The 14,896-nt window shown below is 67.5% G+C and carries 13 protein-coding genes; 12 read left to right on the plus strand and 1 reads right to left on the minus strand.

Features of this window, described 5'->3' with window-relative positions; translation table 11 throughout:
- The first annotated feature begins 21 nt into the window (after positions 1-21).
- The 12 genes from LQF10_RS05775 (at position 22) to LQF10_RS05830 (ending at position 13,668) form a co-directional block, all read left to right on the plus strand.
- Positions 22-1,281, plus strand: a complete 1,260-nt coding sequence (locus LQF10_RS05775; RefSeq protein ID WP_231066533.1) for an ABC transporter substrate-binding protein — start codon at positions 22-24, stop codon at positions 1,279-1,281.
- Positions 1,278-2,198, plus strand: a complete 921-nt coding sequence (locus tag LQF10_RS05780; protein ID WP_231066534.1) for a carbohydrate ABC transporter permease — start codon at positions 1,278-1,280, stop codon at positions 2,196-2,198. The genes LQF10_RS05775 and LQF10_RS05780 overlap by 4 nt, the downstream gene beginning before the upstream one ends.
- Before the next feature lie 10 nt (positions 2,199-2,208).
- Positions 2,209-3,018, plus strand: coding sequence for a carbohydrate ABC transporter permease (locus LQF10_RS05785; protein ID WP_231066535.1), 810 nt, complete (start codon positions 2,209-2,211; stop codon positions 3,016-3,018).
- 9 nt (positions 3,019-3,027) lie between these two features.
- Positions 3,028-3,876, plus strand: a complete 849-nt coding sequence (locus LQF10_RS05790; protein WP_231066536.1) for an SDR family oxidoreductase — start codon at positions 3,028-3,030, stop codon at positions 3,874-3,876.
- Positions 3,873-5,156 (plus strand): enolase C-terminal domain-like protein, encoded by a 1,284-nt coding sequence (locus LQF10_RS05795; protein ID WP_231066537.1) that lies wholly within the window; start codon positions 3,873-3,875, stop codon positions 5,154-5,156. The genes LQF10_RS05790 and LQF10_RS05795 overlap by 4 nt, the downstream gene beginning before the upstream one ends.
- Positions 5,156-6,127 carry an acetylxylan esterase gene (locus tag LQF10_RS05800; RefSeq protein ID WP_231066538.1) on the plus strand — a complete coding sequence of 324 codons (972 nt, stop codon included), beginning with the start codon at positions 5,156-5,158 and terminating at the stop codon, positions 6,125-6,127. Before LQF10_RS05795 ends, LQF10_RS05800 begins: the two co-directional genes overlap by 1 nt.
- A gap of 15 nt (positions 6,128-6,142) precedes the next feature.
- Entirely contained in the window at positions 6,143-8,245 is a 2,103-nt protein-coding gene (locus LQF10_RS05805) for a glucosidase family protein (protein WP_231066539.1), read from the plus strand.
- Positions 8,242-9,297, plus strand: a complete 1,056-nt coding sequence (locus LQF10_RS05810; RefSeq protein ID WP_231066540.1) for an aldose 1-epimerase — start codon at positions 8,242-8,244, stop codon at positions 9,295-9,297. Before LQF10_RS05805 ends, LQF10_RS05810 begins: the two co-directional genes overlap by 4 nt.
- 13 nt (positions 9,298-9,310) lie before the next feature.
- Complete coding sequence (locus tag LQF10_RS05815; protein WP_231066541.1) at positions 9,311-10,144, plus strand: SMP-30/gluconolactonase/LRE family protein; 834 nt, start codon at positions 9,311-9,313, stop codon at positions 10,142-10,144.
- Between the two features lie 111 nt (positions 10,145-10,255).
- Positions 10,256-10,972 (plus strand): succinate dehydrogenase cytochrome b subunit, encoded by a 717-nt coding sequence (locus LQF10_RS05820; protein ID WP_231067258.1) that lies wholly within the window; start codon positions 10,256-10,258, stop codon positions 10,970-10,972.
- Positions 10,973-12,925 carry a fumarate reductase/succinate dehydrogenase flavoprotein subunit gene (locus LQF10_RS05825; RefSeq protein ID WP_231066542.1) on the plus strand — a complete coding sequence of 651 codons (1,953 nt, stop codon included), beginning with the start codon at positions 10,973-10,975 and terminating at the stop codon, positions 12,923-12,925.
- A complete protein-coding gene (locus LQF10_RS05830; RefSeq protein WP_231066543.1) occupies positions 12,922-13,668 on the plus strand; it encodes a succinate dehydrogenase/fumarate reductase iron-sulfur subunit in 747 nt (248 codons plus the stop codon). The genes LQF10_RS05825 and LQF10_RS05830 overlap by 4 nt, the downstream gene beginning before the upstream one ends.
- Before the next feature lie 201 nt (positions 13,669-13,869).
- Here LQF10_RS05830 and LQF10_RS05835 read toward each other — a convergent pair whose 3' ends face one another.
- A complete protein-coding gene (locus LQF10_RS05835) occupies positions 13,870-14,784 on the minus strand; it encodes a hypothetical protein (RefSeq protein ID WP_231066544.1) in 915 nt (304 codons plus the stop codon).
- Between the last annotated feature and the right edge of the window lie 112 nt (positions 14,785-14,896).

Genomic DNA, 14,896 nt, shown 5'->3' on the forward strand with positions numbered 1-14,896 from the left:
TCAACACGAAGAGGTGTCCCGATGAGAACCAAGCTTGCCCTCGCCACTGCGGCGTTGACCGGAGCTGCCCTCGCTCTCACTGCCTGCTCCGGCGACGGCGGCAGTGCAGGTGGAGACAGTGAGAGCACCACGATCGGCTTCTTCACCAACAAGGCCGCGTGGGAACCGTCATTCGACGATATGAACACGGCCTCCGAGGACGACGGGTTCACGTTGGACTTCACCGGGTACTCCGATCAGGCGGCGTATGACGCCTTCGTCAAGCAGGCCTTCCGCACGAACGAGAAGCCCGATCTATTCACCTGGCAGACCGGGCCCTCTCTCGGCGAGATCGTGGAGGCCGGCATGGTCGCCCCGACGACCGAGATCTGGGAACAGGCGATCGCGGACGGCGACGTCGAGGAAGGCCTCGCCGCCGACTACACCTTCGACGGTGAGCAGTACTGCGTGCCCCTGAACCACGTCTACTGGGTGATGTACTACAACAAGGACATCTACGCCGAGTACGACCTCGAGGTGCCGACCACCTGGGACCAGCTGATGGGCAACGCTCAGGTCCTGGTGGATAACGGTGTGGTCCCGTTCCACCAGATGAACATCATCTTCGAGTTCGTGTGGTTCCAGGCGATCCTGCTCGGCCTCGACCCCCAGGCCTATGACGGCCTCGCGGACGGTTCCACGAGCTACACGGACCCGAGCGTGGTGGAGGCCATGACCATCTGGCACGACATGCAATCGGACGGGTACTTCGTGGATCCGGGCGTGACGACCGATCCGCAGACCCAGCTGCAGACCGGTGAGGTGGCGATGATGTACTTCGGGACCTTCTTGACCGGCCAGCTCGGCGACATCGACATGGTCTCCAACGAGGACTACGGGATCTTCCCGATGCCGAACGTCAACCCAGAGCTCGAGGAGCGCCAGGTCGTCGTCGAGACGGGACCACTGTGTGTGGGAGCGGGCAGCGCCAACGAGGACGCTGCTCTGGAGTACAGCGCCTGGTGGATGGGGGACGAGGCCCAGTCCGCCTGGGCCGAGTCCCGCGGTGACCTCTCCTTCAACCCCGACGCGACGGTCGCCGATCCGGCACTCGCGGAGATCACTGCCGAGGTCTCCGGCGAGGGCAACTCGATCCACACCCGGTACCTCGAGGCCACGCCCGTCCCCATCTACACGGTCGCAGCCGAGGAGTTCGGTGCCTTTGTCACCAACAATGACGACCCGATGGGGCACTTGGAGGCGATCCAGGCCGAGGCAGATGCCTACTGGGACGAGCAGTGACACTCCCCACTCCCCGGCAGGCCGATCTGCTCCCGGCGGCACGGCCGACCCGGAACCAGTACTGGCTTTCCAGTGCCGGCTTCGTGGCACCGGCCGTGCTGCTGGTGGCCGTGGTCCTCTACCTGCCGTTCATCTGGACCACCTGGATCAGCTTCACCGAGTACAACGGTCTCGGTGACCCGGTCTGGGTGGGTCTGGAGAACTACCGGGAGATGTTCGCCGATCCCGAGTTCCTCACCTCGATCAGGAACACCCTCTTCTGGGTGGTCGGCACGATCGCGCTTCCCGTGGGCCTGGGCCTGCTCATCGCCACGCTCAGCCACGGGATGCCGAACGCCACCGTGTTCCGGCTTCCGTTCCTCATTCCGTACGCGGTCTCCGGAGTCGCGGTCGGAGTCATCTGGTCGTTCGTCCTGCAGACCAACGGAGCCCTCAGTCAGGCACTGGCATTCCTCGGGCTGCCGGGTTCGGAACTGCGTTGGTTGCTCGATGATCCGCTGAACACCTTCGTGATGATCGGAGCCGCCACCTGGCAGGGGGCCGGTGTGAACGCGCTGCTGTTCGGGATCGGATTGCAGTCCATCCCGAAGGAGCCGATCGAGGCGGCCCGCGTGGACGGTGCGAGCGGATTCACGCTGTTCCGCACGATGACCTGGCCGATGCTCGCGCCGTTGACCACGGTGGTGGTGGGCCTGGCGATCGTCGGCAGCTTGAAGACCTTCGACGTCATTTGGGGCATGACGAAAGGTGGTCCGGGCAGGGTCTCGGAGACCCTCGCGCTGACCATGTTCAAGGAGACCTTCGTGAACAACGCCTACGGTCTCGGCGCCGCCGTCGCCCTATTCCTCACCGTGGTGACCGTGCTGGCCTCGATCATCTACCTGCGCCGTCAGCTCGCTGACTCGCGGTCGATCTGAGGAGGTGGACATGCTCATCCGACGCATCGTGCTTGGCGCACTAGGCCTGCTCTGGCTGGTGCCGGTGTACCTGCTGCTCGCGAACGCTTCCAAACTGCCTGCCGAGTTCGGCGACTACGGTCTCTGGGAACCCGGCACGGTGACCGGCCTCTGGGCCAACCTGGGCGAGGCATGGGATCGCGGGAAGCTCTCCGGTGGTCTGCTCTCCACCGCGGTCTACGCACTCGTCTCGCCGTTGATCGCGGTGGTGGTTGGCGCAGCGGCCGGGTTCTCCATCGTCGCGCTGCGGCTGCGGCATGGGTTCGCCTGGTTCGTGGTGATCTTCGCCAGTTCGATCTTCCCGCTGCAGATGATCCTGATGCCGCTGTTCGTGGGATATGCCGAGACGGGGTTGTTCAACACCAGGCTCGGGATGATCCTGGTGTACACCGTGATCGCGGTGCCGTTCTCGGCGTTCGTGCTGCGCAACTTCTTCACCGGGATCGCTCACCAGGTGTTCGAGGCGGCTGTGGTGGACGGAGCATCCACGCGGCGCATCTTCGCCCAGATCTACATCCCGATGGCGATGCCGGCGCTCATCGCGGTCTTCATCCTGCAGGCGACCTTCATCTGGAACGATCTGCTGCTCGGCCTCACCCTCACCCAGTCCGCTGAGGTGCGCCCGATCGTCACGGCACTGTCGGCGTTGCAGAGCACCTACGGCGGTTCGGCCATGTCCACGGTGCTCGCGGGTGGTCTGCTGGTCTCACTGCCCACAGTGGTGCTGTTCCTCGCCACCCAACGGGTGTTCACCCGTGGCCTTTCGCTCGGCCAGTTCTAGGAGGTATTCGTGTCCGAATCAACGTCCGACGGCGGACCGCACCAGGCCGTGGTGGTCACCGGAGCCGCAGCCGGTATCGGTGCCGGTGCCGTGCGCCAGCAGGTGGCGCAGGACCGGCGCGTGTACGCCATCGACGTGGACGCTGACGGTCTGCGCGCGTTGGTCAACGAGGCACCTGAGCAGGTGGTGGCGGTCCCTGCGGACGTGGCGGACGAATCCGCCGTGGAGGCTGCGTTCGCCATGATCGCCGACGACGCAGCGCGGGCCGGGGTCGGTCTCGGGTCGCTGGTCTGTGCCGCGGGAGTCCAGACGTACGGCACAGTCGACGGCACCGATATGGCCACCTACGACAAAGTGATGGGCGTCAACGTGCGCGGTGCGTTCCTGGCCGCTCATTTCACGATTCCGCTGATCCGCGCGACCGGCCGGGGCGGCAGCATCGTGCTCGTTTCCTCAGTGCAGGCCTATGTGGCCCAGCGAGGAGTCGCCGCCTATGCCGCCACCAAGGGCGCGCTTCTCTCCCTGACCCGTGCGATGGCGGTGGACCACGCGGGCGAGAGGATCCGGGTGAACGCCGTCTGCCCCGGCTCCGTGGACACCCCGATGCTGCGCTGGGCGGCCGGCCTGCACATCGGCGGCGACGGACCACCAGATCCCGCAGCTGTGGACACCGTCGTGGCCGAATGGGGACGTTCCCATCCGTTGGGCCGGGTGGCCAGCACCGACGAGGTCGCCGATGTGATCGGCTACCTGTTGAGTGAGCGTGCCTCCTTTGTGACGGGAGCAGACCTGAAGGTGGACGGCGGACTCACGGCGGGCAACGCCGTCGCGCTGCCGAACGAGGGGAGTGGGCAGTGAGCACCAGCGGACTGAGTATTGCGGCGATCCGGGCCACCACGGTGACCGTGCCGCTGGAGGCGCCGCTGCGGCACTCCAACGGCGCCCACTGGGGCCGCTTCGTGCGCACCATCGTGGAGGTGGAGGCCAGTAACGGCCTGATCGGGCTCGGAGAGCTCGGCGGGGGAGGTCAGGGCGCCGAGGCGGCTGTGCACGCACTCACCCCCTACCTAGTGGGGCACGACCCGGCGAACACCGAGGCGCTGCGGTTCATGATCGCCAACCCCACCGCGAGCCTGTACAACAACCGCACGCAACTGCTCGCCGCGGTCGAGTTCGCCTGTCTGGACCTGGTCGGTCAGCACGTCGGCCTACCGGTGCATGCGCTGCTCGGCGGGAAGGTGCGCGATGAGGTGGAGTTCGCCTCCTACCTGTTCTACCGCTACGCGGGCCCGGACGGGACCGGTGAGATCCGTACCGCTGATGACCTCGTTGCCGAGGCGCGCCACCTGAAGGACGCGTACGGATTCCGCGTGCACAAACTCAAGGGCGGGGTCTTCGCCACCGACCACGAGCTGGAGTGCTACGAGGCGCTCGCCGAGGCGATGGGGCCGACCGACCGGTTGCGCTACGACCCGAACGGTGCGCTCAGCGTGGAGGAATCGATCCGGTTCGCCCGCGCCATCGAGGATCTCCCGAACGACTACCTGGAGGATCCGGTCTACTCGATGACCGGGATGCGCCGGGTACGGGAGAACACCCCGATCCCGCTGGCCACGAACACGGTGGTGGTCAATGCCGAGCAGCTCGCAGCGAACGTGCTGCACCCGGCCGCCGACGTGATCTTGCTCGACACCACCTTCTGGGGCGGGATCCGGCAGTGCCTGAAGGCCGGTGCCATCTGCGAAGCCTTCTCGCTCGGGGTGGCGGTGCATTCCTCCGGTGAGCTGGGCATCCAGTTGGCCACGATGTTGCATCTGGGTGCTGCCCTTCCGAATCTGACCTTCGCTGCCGACGCGCACTACCACCACCTCACCGATGACGTTGTCGAAGGCGGCCTGCGCCCCTATGTGGACGGGAAGATGGCCGTGCCCACCGAACCCGGCCTCGGAGTGCGGCTGGACCGCGACAAGGTGGCCGAGTACGCCGAGCTGTACCGCGAGCTGGGCGGCTACCCCTATGACCGCGATCCCGGCCGGCCGGACTGGTACCCGCTGCTTCCGAATACGTCGTTCGCGGACCACACCGACGGCAGGTTGCCGGAGCCGCTCGCGGCCGAATACGCCCGACGGCGGCGCTGATGCCCCGGTTCGACCTCCCGCTGGAGGAGCTACGCACCTATCGCAACCCCCGCCCCGTGCCATCGGGACTGGCCGCGTACTGGGAGCGCACCCTCGACGAGGCCCGCGGCGCCGCGACATCTGGGGTGCGTTGCGTCCCGGCCGAGACCGGGCTCGTCACCGTGGACGCCTACGACGTGACCTTCCCAGGTTTTGGCGGAGATGAGATCAAGGCGTGGTGGCTCCTGCCGCGCGGCGCCACGTCCGAGCTGCCCGTGGTGATCGAACTGCTCGGCTATGGCGGTGGCAGGGGCCGCGTGCATGAACGCCTGCATTGGGCCTCGCACGGCTTCGCCCAGCTTGTGGTGGACAGTCGCGGGCAGGGAAGCATCTGGAACGCCGGTGCCACACCTGATCCCCATGGCTCCGGTCCGGCCGGACCCGGGATGCTCACCCGGGGTGTGGACCACCCCGACCACCTGTACTACCGGCGGCTGATCACCGACGTCGTCCGTGCCGTGGACGCCGTCGGGCACCTGCCGGGTGCGGATCCTCGGCGAGTGGCCACCGTCGGGCACAGCCAGGGTGGCGCGCTCGCCCTGGCGGCCGCGGCGCTGCACTCAGGCGTGGCCGCGACGGCGGCCCGCGCACCGTTCCTGTGCGGGATCGCCCGGGCCGTCGAGCTGACCGATGCCCCGCCGTACGGCGAGCTGGCCGGATACCTCGCGGTGCACCGGACCCAGGCCGAGAACGTCCTCGCCGTGCTCGATCACGTGGACGTCTCGCACCTGGCACCCCAGATCGCCTGCCCCACCTGGATCTCGGTGGGACTGACCGACGTGACCTGTCCGCCGTCGGGAATCTTCGGTGCCATCAACGCCATGCCGCGACGCCCTGAACAGGTGCGGGTGTGGCCGTGGAACGGCCACGAGGCCGGCGGGCCCGACGACGATGCGCACCTGGCCGACTGGCTCACCGACACCCTGACCTGAGAGATGCGAGAACCGATGAACCCCCTCATCCCGACCTGCGCCGACCTCGCCTCGGACGAGGTGACCGATGCCTTCGACGACATGGTCAACCCGCCCGGTCTGACGAACCACTGGGCGACAGCTCAGGTCGATCACGACGTGCTCGCCGTCCGGAGCCTGAACGTGCCACCGGTCTCCCAGGGCGATTCGATCTCCGGCCAGCTCTACCTCGGAGGGCGGCTGGCCCGCTCCTACGGCCAGCCCGTGCACACCCGGTGGCGGCCGGACCGGGTGGACCGGCGCACCACCATCGACGGGTGGGACCTGCGCACGGAGACGGTGTGCCCGCCCGGAGAACCCGGCGTCCTGGTACGCCTGAGCGTCACCAACACCGAAGGGCCGCGCACCCTGCGCCTCGGCGTGTGGTTGACGTCCACGGTGACCCGGTCGCCGCAGGCGTGGCTGGCCGCCGAGCCCCCGCAGGCAGAGAACACCCTGACCCGCGAGGGGATCCGGGTGACCGGGACCGACCAGCGCGCCTGGTCCGTCCAGGACCTGCACCCACCGGCCGGGGCTACAGCGCTGCCCGGTTCTGCGCGCGTGGTCGAGGCCGAGGTCGAGGTCGGTGCGGGGGAGACCTGCACATGGACGTATCTGCACGCCGTGGCCGGCTCGGCCGAGGAAGCGACGGCAGCAGCGGACCGGATCGGCGGTGTGGCCCCGACCGCAGTGGCCGCCAGTGAGGAGACGTGGAACCGCTCGTTGGCCGCCCTGTTCGACCCCGACGACCCAGAGTTCGCCGGCAGCCTGCCGGTGCTGGACACCAGCGACACGAACCTGCGCACGCTCTACTGGTGGGGCGCCGTCGGGGTGCTCTGGTTCCGCCGGGACAACCCGGCCTCGGTGCACGGGCGCACCTACGACACCCTGATGCCGCGGTACTGGCAGACCACCACCTTCATCTGGGATTACGCCCTCTCTTCGCACGTGCATGCCCAACTCGAACCGGCGGTGATGCGCCGGCAGATCGCTCACTGGGTGGGCCTGGACATCACCCAGCACTTCGGCACGGAATGGCTCACCGGCGGGCCGGTCGGCTACTGGTACTCGGTGAATCACTACGCGATGACCCGCCTGGTGCGCGACTACATCGCCTTCACCGGCGACTGGGCGTTCCTCGCCGAGGAGCTCACCACCCCCGACGGCGTCACGCGTCCGCTGCGCGAGCACCTGCGTGCCTGGGCGCGGCACTGGCACAGCCTGCGGTCGGAAAGCGGGCTGGCCGACTATGGCGAGATCGACAATCTGCTCGAGTGTGTCTCCTCCTACGTGCACGAAGTGGCGAGTCTGAACGCGGCGAACGTGTGGTGCCTGCGCATCGCGGCCCGGTTCGCCGAGCTGGACGGTGAGGCGAGTGAGGCCGCGGACCTGCGCGCCGAGGCCGAGGAGCTGGTGAGGCTCGTCCGGGAGCTCTACATCCCGGGGGCGGGCCACTTCTATGCCCGCCAGCCCGACGGCACCCTGGTCCCCACCAAGCACTGCTACGACTTCGCCACCGTCGGCACCACCATCGCCGAGGACCTCCCGGTCGAGGTGCGCGAGGAGATGGTGCGCTTCTTCGACTCCGAACTACGGACGCCGTCGTGGATGCGGGCGCTCTCCGCCCATGATCCCGATGCCGGGTACTCGCTGCGTGCCGACCACCAGTGGAATGGGGCCTACCCGGCCTGGCCGCCGGACTCGGCGCGGGCCGCGATCGCGCTCGGGCACCCCGAGGTGGTCGCGGAGTGGCTGCCCGGTCTGGCGCGGACGGCCAACCAGGGACCGCCCGGGCAGGCGCACTTCGTGGAGGAGGCCGCGCAGCCGGTGAACGGGGGAGCGCGCAAGACCCCGCCACAGTTCCCGTACCTGATCGACTGGTCCTGCTCCTCGGCAGGGTCGTTCGTGGAGCTGGTGATCAGCGGGATCTTCGGCGTGGACGTGGGCCTCGACGGTACCGTCACCGCCGACGGGTGGGTCGGCCGGCTCGACCCGGATGCGACGTTGCGCGGTCTGCGGGTGGGCGGCCAGTGTTATGACATCACAGGCGGCCAGGTGGTCCGCTCTACCGACGACCAGAAGGACGACACACCCTCATGACGCAGGCACAGGTGAGCGAGGTGGATCTCGGCAAGGGCTGGACGGGGCTCCGGCTGAGCAGTGCGGAGCTGGAAGTGACGTTGATCCCGCAGCAGGGCTGCGACGTGCATGCCCTGGTGGATCGGCGGACCGGGGTGGACGTGTTGTGGAAGACCCCATGGGCGATGCCCCCGGCCGGGACGGGCCGCTGGAACGCCGAGGACGAGGCGGAGTGGCTCGAGCGATTCAGCGGCGGCTGGCAGCTGCTGTGCCCCAATGGGGGTGACGCAAGCGAGGCGCCTGGTGGCCTGACCTGGGGTTGGCATGGCGAGGCGTCCCGGATTCCGTGGCAGCTCTTCGATTCTGGAGTCGAGGCGGACGGGGCCGTCCACGCGAGGCTGCGCACCCGCCTGACCAGGGCGCCTTTGCAGATCGAACGACGGGTCGCCGTCAGGGGAGCGGTGCTCAGTATCGAGGAGTCGGTCACGAACACCAGCCCGGACCCGATCGAGATCATGTGGTCCCATCACCCGGCATTCGGTGCGCCGCTGATCGGACCCGCCACCCGGATCTACACCAGCGCGGCCACCATCACCGCCGACGCCAAGGATGCCGGTACCGATCTGGAACCTTCCGCTACGGCGGAATGGCCGCACCCCGCGCCTCGCGCGGGCCAGGAACCGGCCGACTTCTCCCGCATCCCGGAGCGCCCGCGCGCGACCCTCGCCTACCTCGGCGACTTTGCCAGCGACGGGTGGTACGCGATGGTGAACCCGGAAATCGACCTCGGGGTCGGGCTGCGGTGGGATGCGGACCTGTTCCCGCACGCGTGGTACTGGCAGGAGCTGCGTGCCAGCGCCGGTGCGCCCTGGTGGGGCGAGGTGTACGTCACCGCGATCGAGCCGGCGTCCACGATTCCCGGGCACGGGATCGCCCATGCCAAGGCTCGCGGCGCGAACCTGGTGCGCCTGGCCGGTGGTGCCACCCGCAGCACCACGATTGAGGCCACGACGTTCGCACCCGACGGTGAGGTGCGCCGGATCGGCCCTGCCGGCGCGGTCGAGCACGGCTGAGCGAGGAACGTCGATGGCTACCGTTCGCGTCTTCCACGACGGCACACTGACCGAGCCGCGCTTGGACCACCCCGAGGGGGTGGCCGTGCACCCGGACGGCAGTCTGTGGTGCGGCGGAGAGCGGGGCCAGCTGTACCGGGTGGCACCTGACGGCGGCTCTCGTGAAGTGGTGGCGTCCACCGGTGGGTTCGTACTCGGCGTGGACATCGACGCGAACGACCTTGAGCACCCGGTGTACCTGTGTGATCTTGGCCACCGAGCGGTGTATCGGTACGCACCCTCGACCGGATTGGAGCAGGTCACCCGTGGGGGAGCGCGTCCATTCGTCACGCCGAATATGGTGCGGGCGGCGCCGTCGGGGGCGCTGTACGTGACCGACTCGAATGTGCAGGGTGAGCCGGGAGGTGGGGTGTACCGGTTTGTCCAGGCTGCACCGGGGGAGCCGTGGGCCGGTGGGCTGTGGTTCGACGAGCCGCTGAACTTCGCCAACGGCCTGGCGGTGTCGGAGGATGAGACGTGCGTCTACGTCGTCGAGACGTTCGCTGCCCGTGTGGTGCGGATTCCGATTCTGCCCGACGGCGGCCCTGGCCCCGTGGAGGTGGTCGCCAAGATGCCGGGGGTACTGCCCGACGGCGTCACGCTCGGCCCGGACGGGCTGTTGTACGTGGGTTGCTACGAGCCGTCCCAGGTGCTCCGGGTGGACCCGGCAACCGGTGCGGTGAGCGTGCTGGTCGCCGATCCCACCGCACATCTGCTCTGCCATCCCACGAACGTCGCCTTTCGCGGGTGGGAGCTGTTCACCGCCAACTTGGGTCGCTGGCACTTGGCAGTGGTCGACCTCACCTGAGTAGCCCGCTCGTAGTTTTCGTGACGGTAATCGTTCGTATCTCGGTGTTGTCACGGCGCCTCCTGCGTGCGCGGAGAACCCTCCAGAGGCGTTAAGTTAGGGCTCGTGGCAATGCGAACGGTGACCTCGTCCCCCCGAACCCCGGTGTGGCGCTCGACCGTCGTCCTGAAGGTCGCGATGGCGATCAGTGGTCTCGTGCTGGTGGGCTTCTTGCTGGCCCACATGTACGGGAACCTGAAGGTCTTCGCCGGCCAGGAGGCGTTCGACGAATACGCCCACCATCTGCGCGAACTCGGTGAGCCCATGCTGCCCTACGCGGGTGCGCTGTGGCTCATTCGCATCGGGCTCCTGGCGGCGATCGGCGTCCACATCTTCTCGGCGGTGACGCTCTGGCGTCGCGCACGAGCCGCGACCGGCGGTAAGGGCGGAAGCCGGTATGCCAGCACACAGGCCAAGCGCGGCAGCCAACGGGGCTACGCCTCGTTCACCATGCGCTGGGGCGGTGTCGTGATCATCCTGTTCACGGTCTACCACCTCATGCACTTCACGTGGAACAACGTCGCGCCCGGTGGTGCCTCGGACAGCCCGTACGAGCGAGTCGTGAACGGCTTTGAGATCTGGTGGGTGGTGCTGAGCTACACGGTCGCGCTGCTCGCCGTCGGCTTCCATCTGCGCCACGGAATCTGGGCCGGCCTGGCCAGTCTCGGAGCGAACACGAGCCAGCGGCGGCGCCGTCAGCTCAATCTTCTGGCGACGGTTGTCGCTGTAGTCATCACGGTGGGTTTCCTCCTCCCGCCGTTCGGAATCTTCTTCGGATTGGTCGGCTAAGTGAGCGTCACGTCCCAGCCCTTCTATGTTGACGGCGCACCGATCGCCGATACCAAGGCACCTGATGTGCCGATGAGTCAGAAGTGGGACCAGCGCCGCTTCGAGGCGAAGCTGGTCAACCCCGCGAACCGCCGCAAGCGGTCCGTGATCATCGTGGGCACCGGTCTTGCCGGTGGCGCCGCCGCCGCCACCCTCGGTGAGGCCGGCTACCACGTGAAGAACTTCTGCTATCAGGACTCCCCGCGCCGGGCGCACTCGATCGCCGCGCAGGGTGGGATCAATGCGGCGAAGAACTACCGCAACGACGGTGACAGCATCCACCGCCTGTTCTACGACACGGTCAAGGGCGGCGACTACCGATCCCGCGAGTCGAACGTCTATCGCCTCGCGCAGACGAGCGTGGAGATCATCGACCAGTGCGTGGCCCAGGGGGTGCCGTTCGCCCGCGAGTACGGCGGCCTGCTGGACAACCGCTCTTTTGGTGGTGTGCAGGTCTCCCGCACCTTCTACGCCCGCGGGCAGACCGGTCAGCAGTTGCTCCTCGGTGCCTATCAAGCACTGGAGCGCCAGATCGGGCTGGGCACCGTGGAGATGTACACCCGCCACGAGATGCTCGACGTGGTGATCGTGGACGGCCGGGCCCGGGGCATCATCGTCCGGGACATGGTTTCCGGTGAGATCGAGACCCACACGGCCGACGCCGTCGTGCTCGGCACCGGTGGGTACGGGAACGTGTTCTTCCTGTCCACCAATGCGATGGGCTGCAATGTCACCGCCGCGTGGCGCGCGCACCGTAAGGGCGCCTACTTCGGGAACCCCTGCTACACGCAGATTCACCCCACCTGCATCCCCGTCTCCGGCGACCACCAGTCCAAACTGACCCTGATGAGCGAGTCGCTGCGCAACGACGGTCGGATCTGGGTGCCCAAGGACGGCACGGACAAGCGAGACCCGCGTGAGATTCCCGAATCTGAACGCGACTACTACCTGGAGCGCCGCTACCCAGCCTTCGGGAACTTGGTTCCTCGTGACGTCGCCTCGCGCGCCGCCAAGCAGGTGTGCGACGAGGGGCGCGGAGTCGGACCCGGCGGGCGCGGGGTGTACCTGGACTTCGCCGACGCGATCGAGCGAATGGGTCGCAAGACCGTGGAAGCCAAGTACGGCAACCTCTTCGACATGTACGCCCAGATCACCGGCGAGAACCCGTATGAGGTCCCGATGCGGATCTACCCGGCGGTGCACTACACGATGGGCGGCCTCTGGGTCGACTACGACCTGCAGAGCTCCATCCCGGGCCTCTTTGTGATCGGGGAGGCGAACTTCTCCGATCACGGCGCGAACCGGCTCGGTGCGAGCGCGCTGATGCAGGGCCTCGCGGACGGATACTTCGTCTTGCCCCCGATGCTGAGCAACTACCTCGCCGACGGGCCCTCGGGCGACGTGGGCGACGACCACCCGGAGGTCGTGGCCACCGCCGACGCCGTGCGCCAGCGAATCGAGACATTCCTCTCGATCGACGGGTCCCGCACCGTCGACTCCTTCCACCGCGAGCTCGGCCACATCATGTGGGAGTACTGCGGGATGGAGCGCAGCAAGGAAGGGCTGACTAAGGCGATCGGGCTGATCCGCGAGCTCCGTGAGGAGTTCTGGCGGGATGTGAAGGTCACCGGCGTCAACGAGGAACTCAATCAGACGCTCGAGCGGGCCGGCCGGGTCGCCGACTTCATCGAACTCGGCGAACTGATGTGCATCGACGCCCTGCACCGCGAGGAATCCTGCGGCGGACATTTCCGGGCCGAGCACCAGACCGACGAAGGTGAGGCGTTGCGAGACGATGAGAATTTCGCCTACGTCGCGGCCTGGGAGTTCGGTGGGGACGGCGGTGCGCCGGTTCTGCACAAGGAGGACCTGGTCTACACCGAGATCGAGATGAAGCAGCGGAGCTACAAGTGAACATCACCCTTCGCATCTGGCGACAGAAGAACTCCGAGACGTCTGGCGCGATGCAGACCTATCAGGTGGCCGACGTCTCCCCGGACATGTCGTTCCTGGAGATGCTGGACGTCCTCAACGAACAGCTCACCGTGGCCGGGGACGACCCGATCGCGTTCGACAGCGACTGCCGCGAGGGCATCTGCGGGATGTGCGGACTCGTCATCAATGGGCTCGCGCACGGTCCGAACGACATGGTCACCACCTGTCAGCTGCACATGCGCAGCTTCTCCGACGGAGACGTGATCGACGTCGAACCGTGGCGCGCGCAGCCGTTCACGGTAATTAAGGACCTGATCGTGGACCGGTCCTCGTTCGACCGGATCATCCAGGCGGGCGGCTACATCAGCGCCCCCACCGGCACCGCTCCGGACGCACACGCGGCCCCGGTGGCCAAGGCTGACGCAGACGCCGCATTCGACGCCGCCACGTGCATCGGCTGTGGTGCCTGTGTGGCCGCGTGCCCGAATGGGTCGGCCTCGTTGTTCATGGCCGCGAAGGTCGCCCACCTCGGCCTGCTTCCGCAGGGGCAGCCGGAGCGGGATTCCCGTGCGCTGGACATGCTGGCTCAGCACGACCACGAGGGTTTCGGTGGTTGCACGCAGATCGGCGAGTGCACGGCGGCATGTCCGAAGGGCATCCAGATCGACCTGATCTCCCGCATGCAGCGCGACGTGCTCGGCGCACTGTCACACCGCCGCTGACCTGTCTGGCCCTGCGCCTCTGCGTACGGCCCCCTCGGGTCCCCAGGCGCCTCGTCCCACGGGTCCCTCCGTTTCTGCACCCATCAGTTCCCGCCCCGTCCCACCCGCACCCCCTCAACCTCCTGGGCCCAACTTTCGGCCCATTCTCGGGTCTCACCGTGATTTTCGGGCCCTTCTAGCTCGCCTAGCTCGCCGCGAGGGTCAGCGTTGCCGCCATGACGCGTCGGCATCGACTGGTTGGTCAAGTGATCGAGCCAGTTTCGCGAGGAAGTCGAATCGCCGAGCGGGCTTGTAGTAGTCGTCGGCGACGATCTCGATGTATGTCCACCGGTTGGCTTCTGCCCATTCCCGTCGAGCGATGTCCATCGGGCCGCGCGACGGAGTGAAGTGCTCCTTGCCCTGATACTCGACGACGACGCGCTTGCTCTTCCAGACCAGGTCCCCGTCGCCGATCCAGCCGCCCACGTCGTCGTCGAGGGCCACATTCAACTCCGGTTCGGGAAGGCCGGACCACACGATCGCCAAACGTACGCGGGACTCCATGTGCGACCGTGACCCAACCCGGATCCAGCGCGCCGCCCGGTGCAATCTATCCGCGTACCGGATGCGTGGACGTCTCAGGCCCTCGAGGAGCGGTTCGACCGAGCCGAACCGGTTGGCGACCGAGTCGCCGACGACCACGAGGTCCTCGATGCTCATCCGAGCGGCCAGATCGCACCACGTGTCGACCAAGTCGGTGACCCGGAGTCCGTTGACGACGGTCACACGTCGATGTTCGAGGCCTTTGTGATGGACGCAACCCGCGCGGCGGATCCGTGCCTTCGTCGTGTCCCGCATCACCTCAAGGTTGTCGTCCACCGACGGGCTGCGGGGGAGTCGCAGCCTGTGGATCGTCGCAGCGGTCAGTCCTGAGAAGGTGACGTCATCAGGAAGGCCAACGGCGGTAGCGCGGGCCAGATCGGGGACCGTGGCGGGCGCTTCCGCCGCACGAACGCCATGAGTGGGGCGGCTCATCGTCGTGTCGTAGAGACGGCTCTGCCCCATCCCGAGCCCGCGCGCCTCGCGGACCCGGAAGGCGCGACCTGCGAGAACAGGAGGCAATGGTTGACGTCTCATGACGCCAGAGTCCCTGGTCTCGGTACATCGGCGCGCTCGCTATCCACAGGTGCAGCTCGGCGGGTCCGAAATTCGGGGTGAAACCCGAGAAAGGGTCGAATATTGGGCCCAT

Source organism: Ruania halotolerans (assembly GCF_021049285.1).
Lineage (GTDB): Bacteria > Actinomycetota > Actinomycetes > Actinomycetales > Beutenbergiaceae > Ruania > Ruania halotolerans.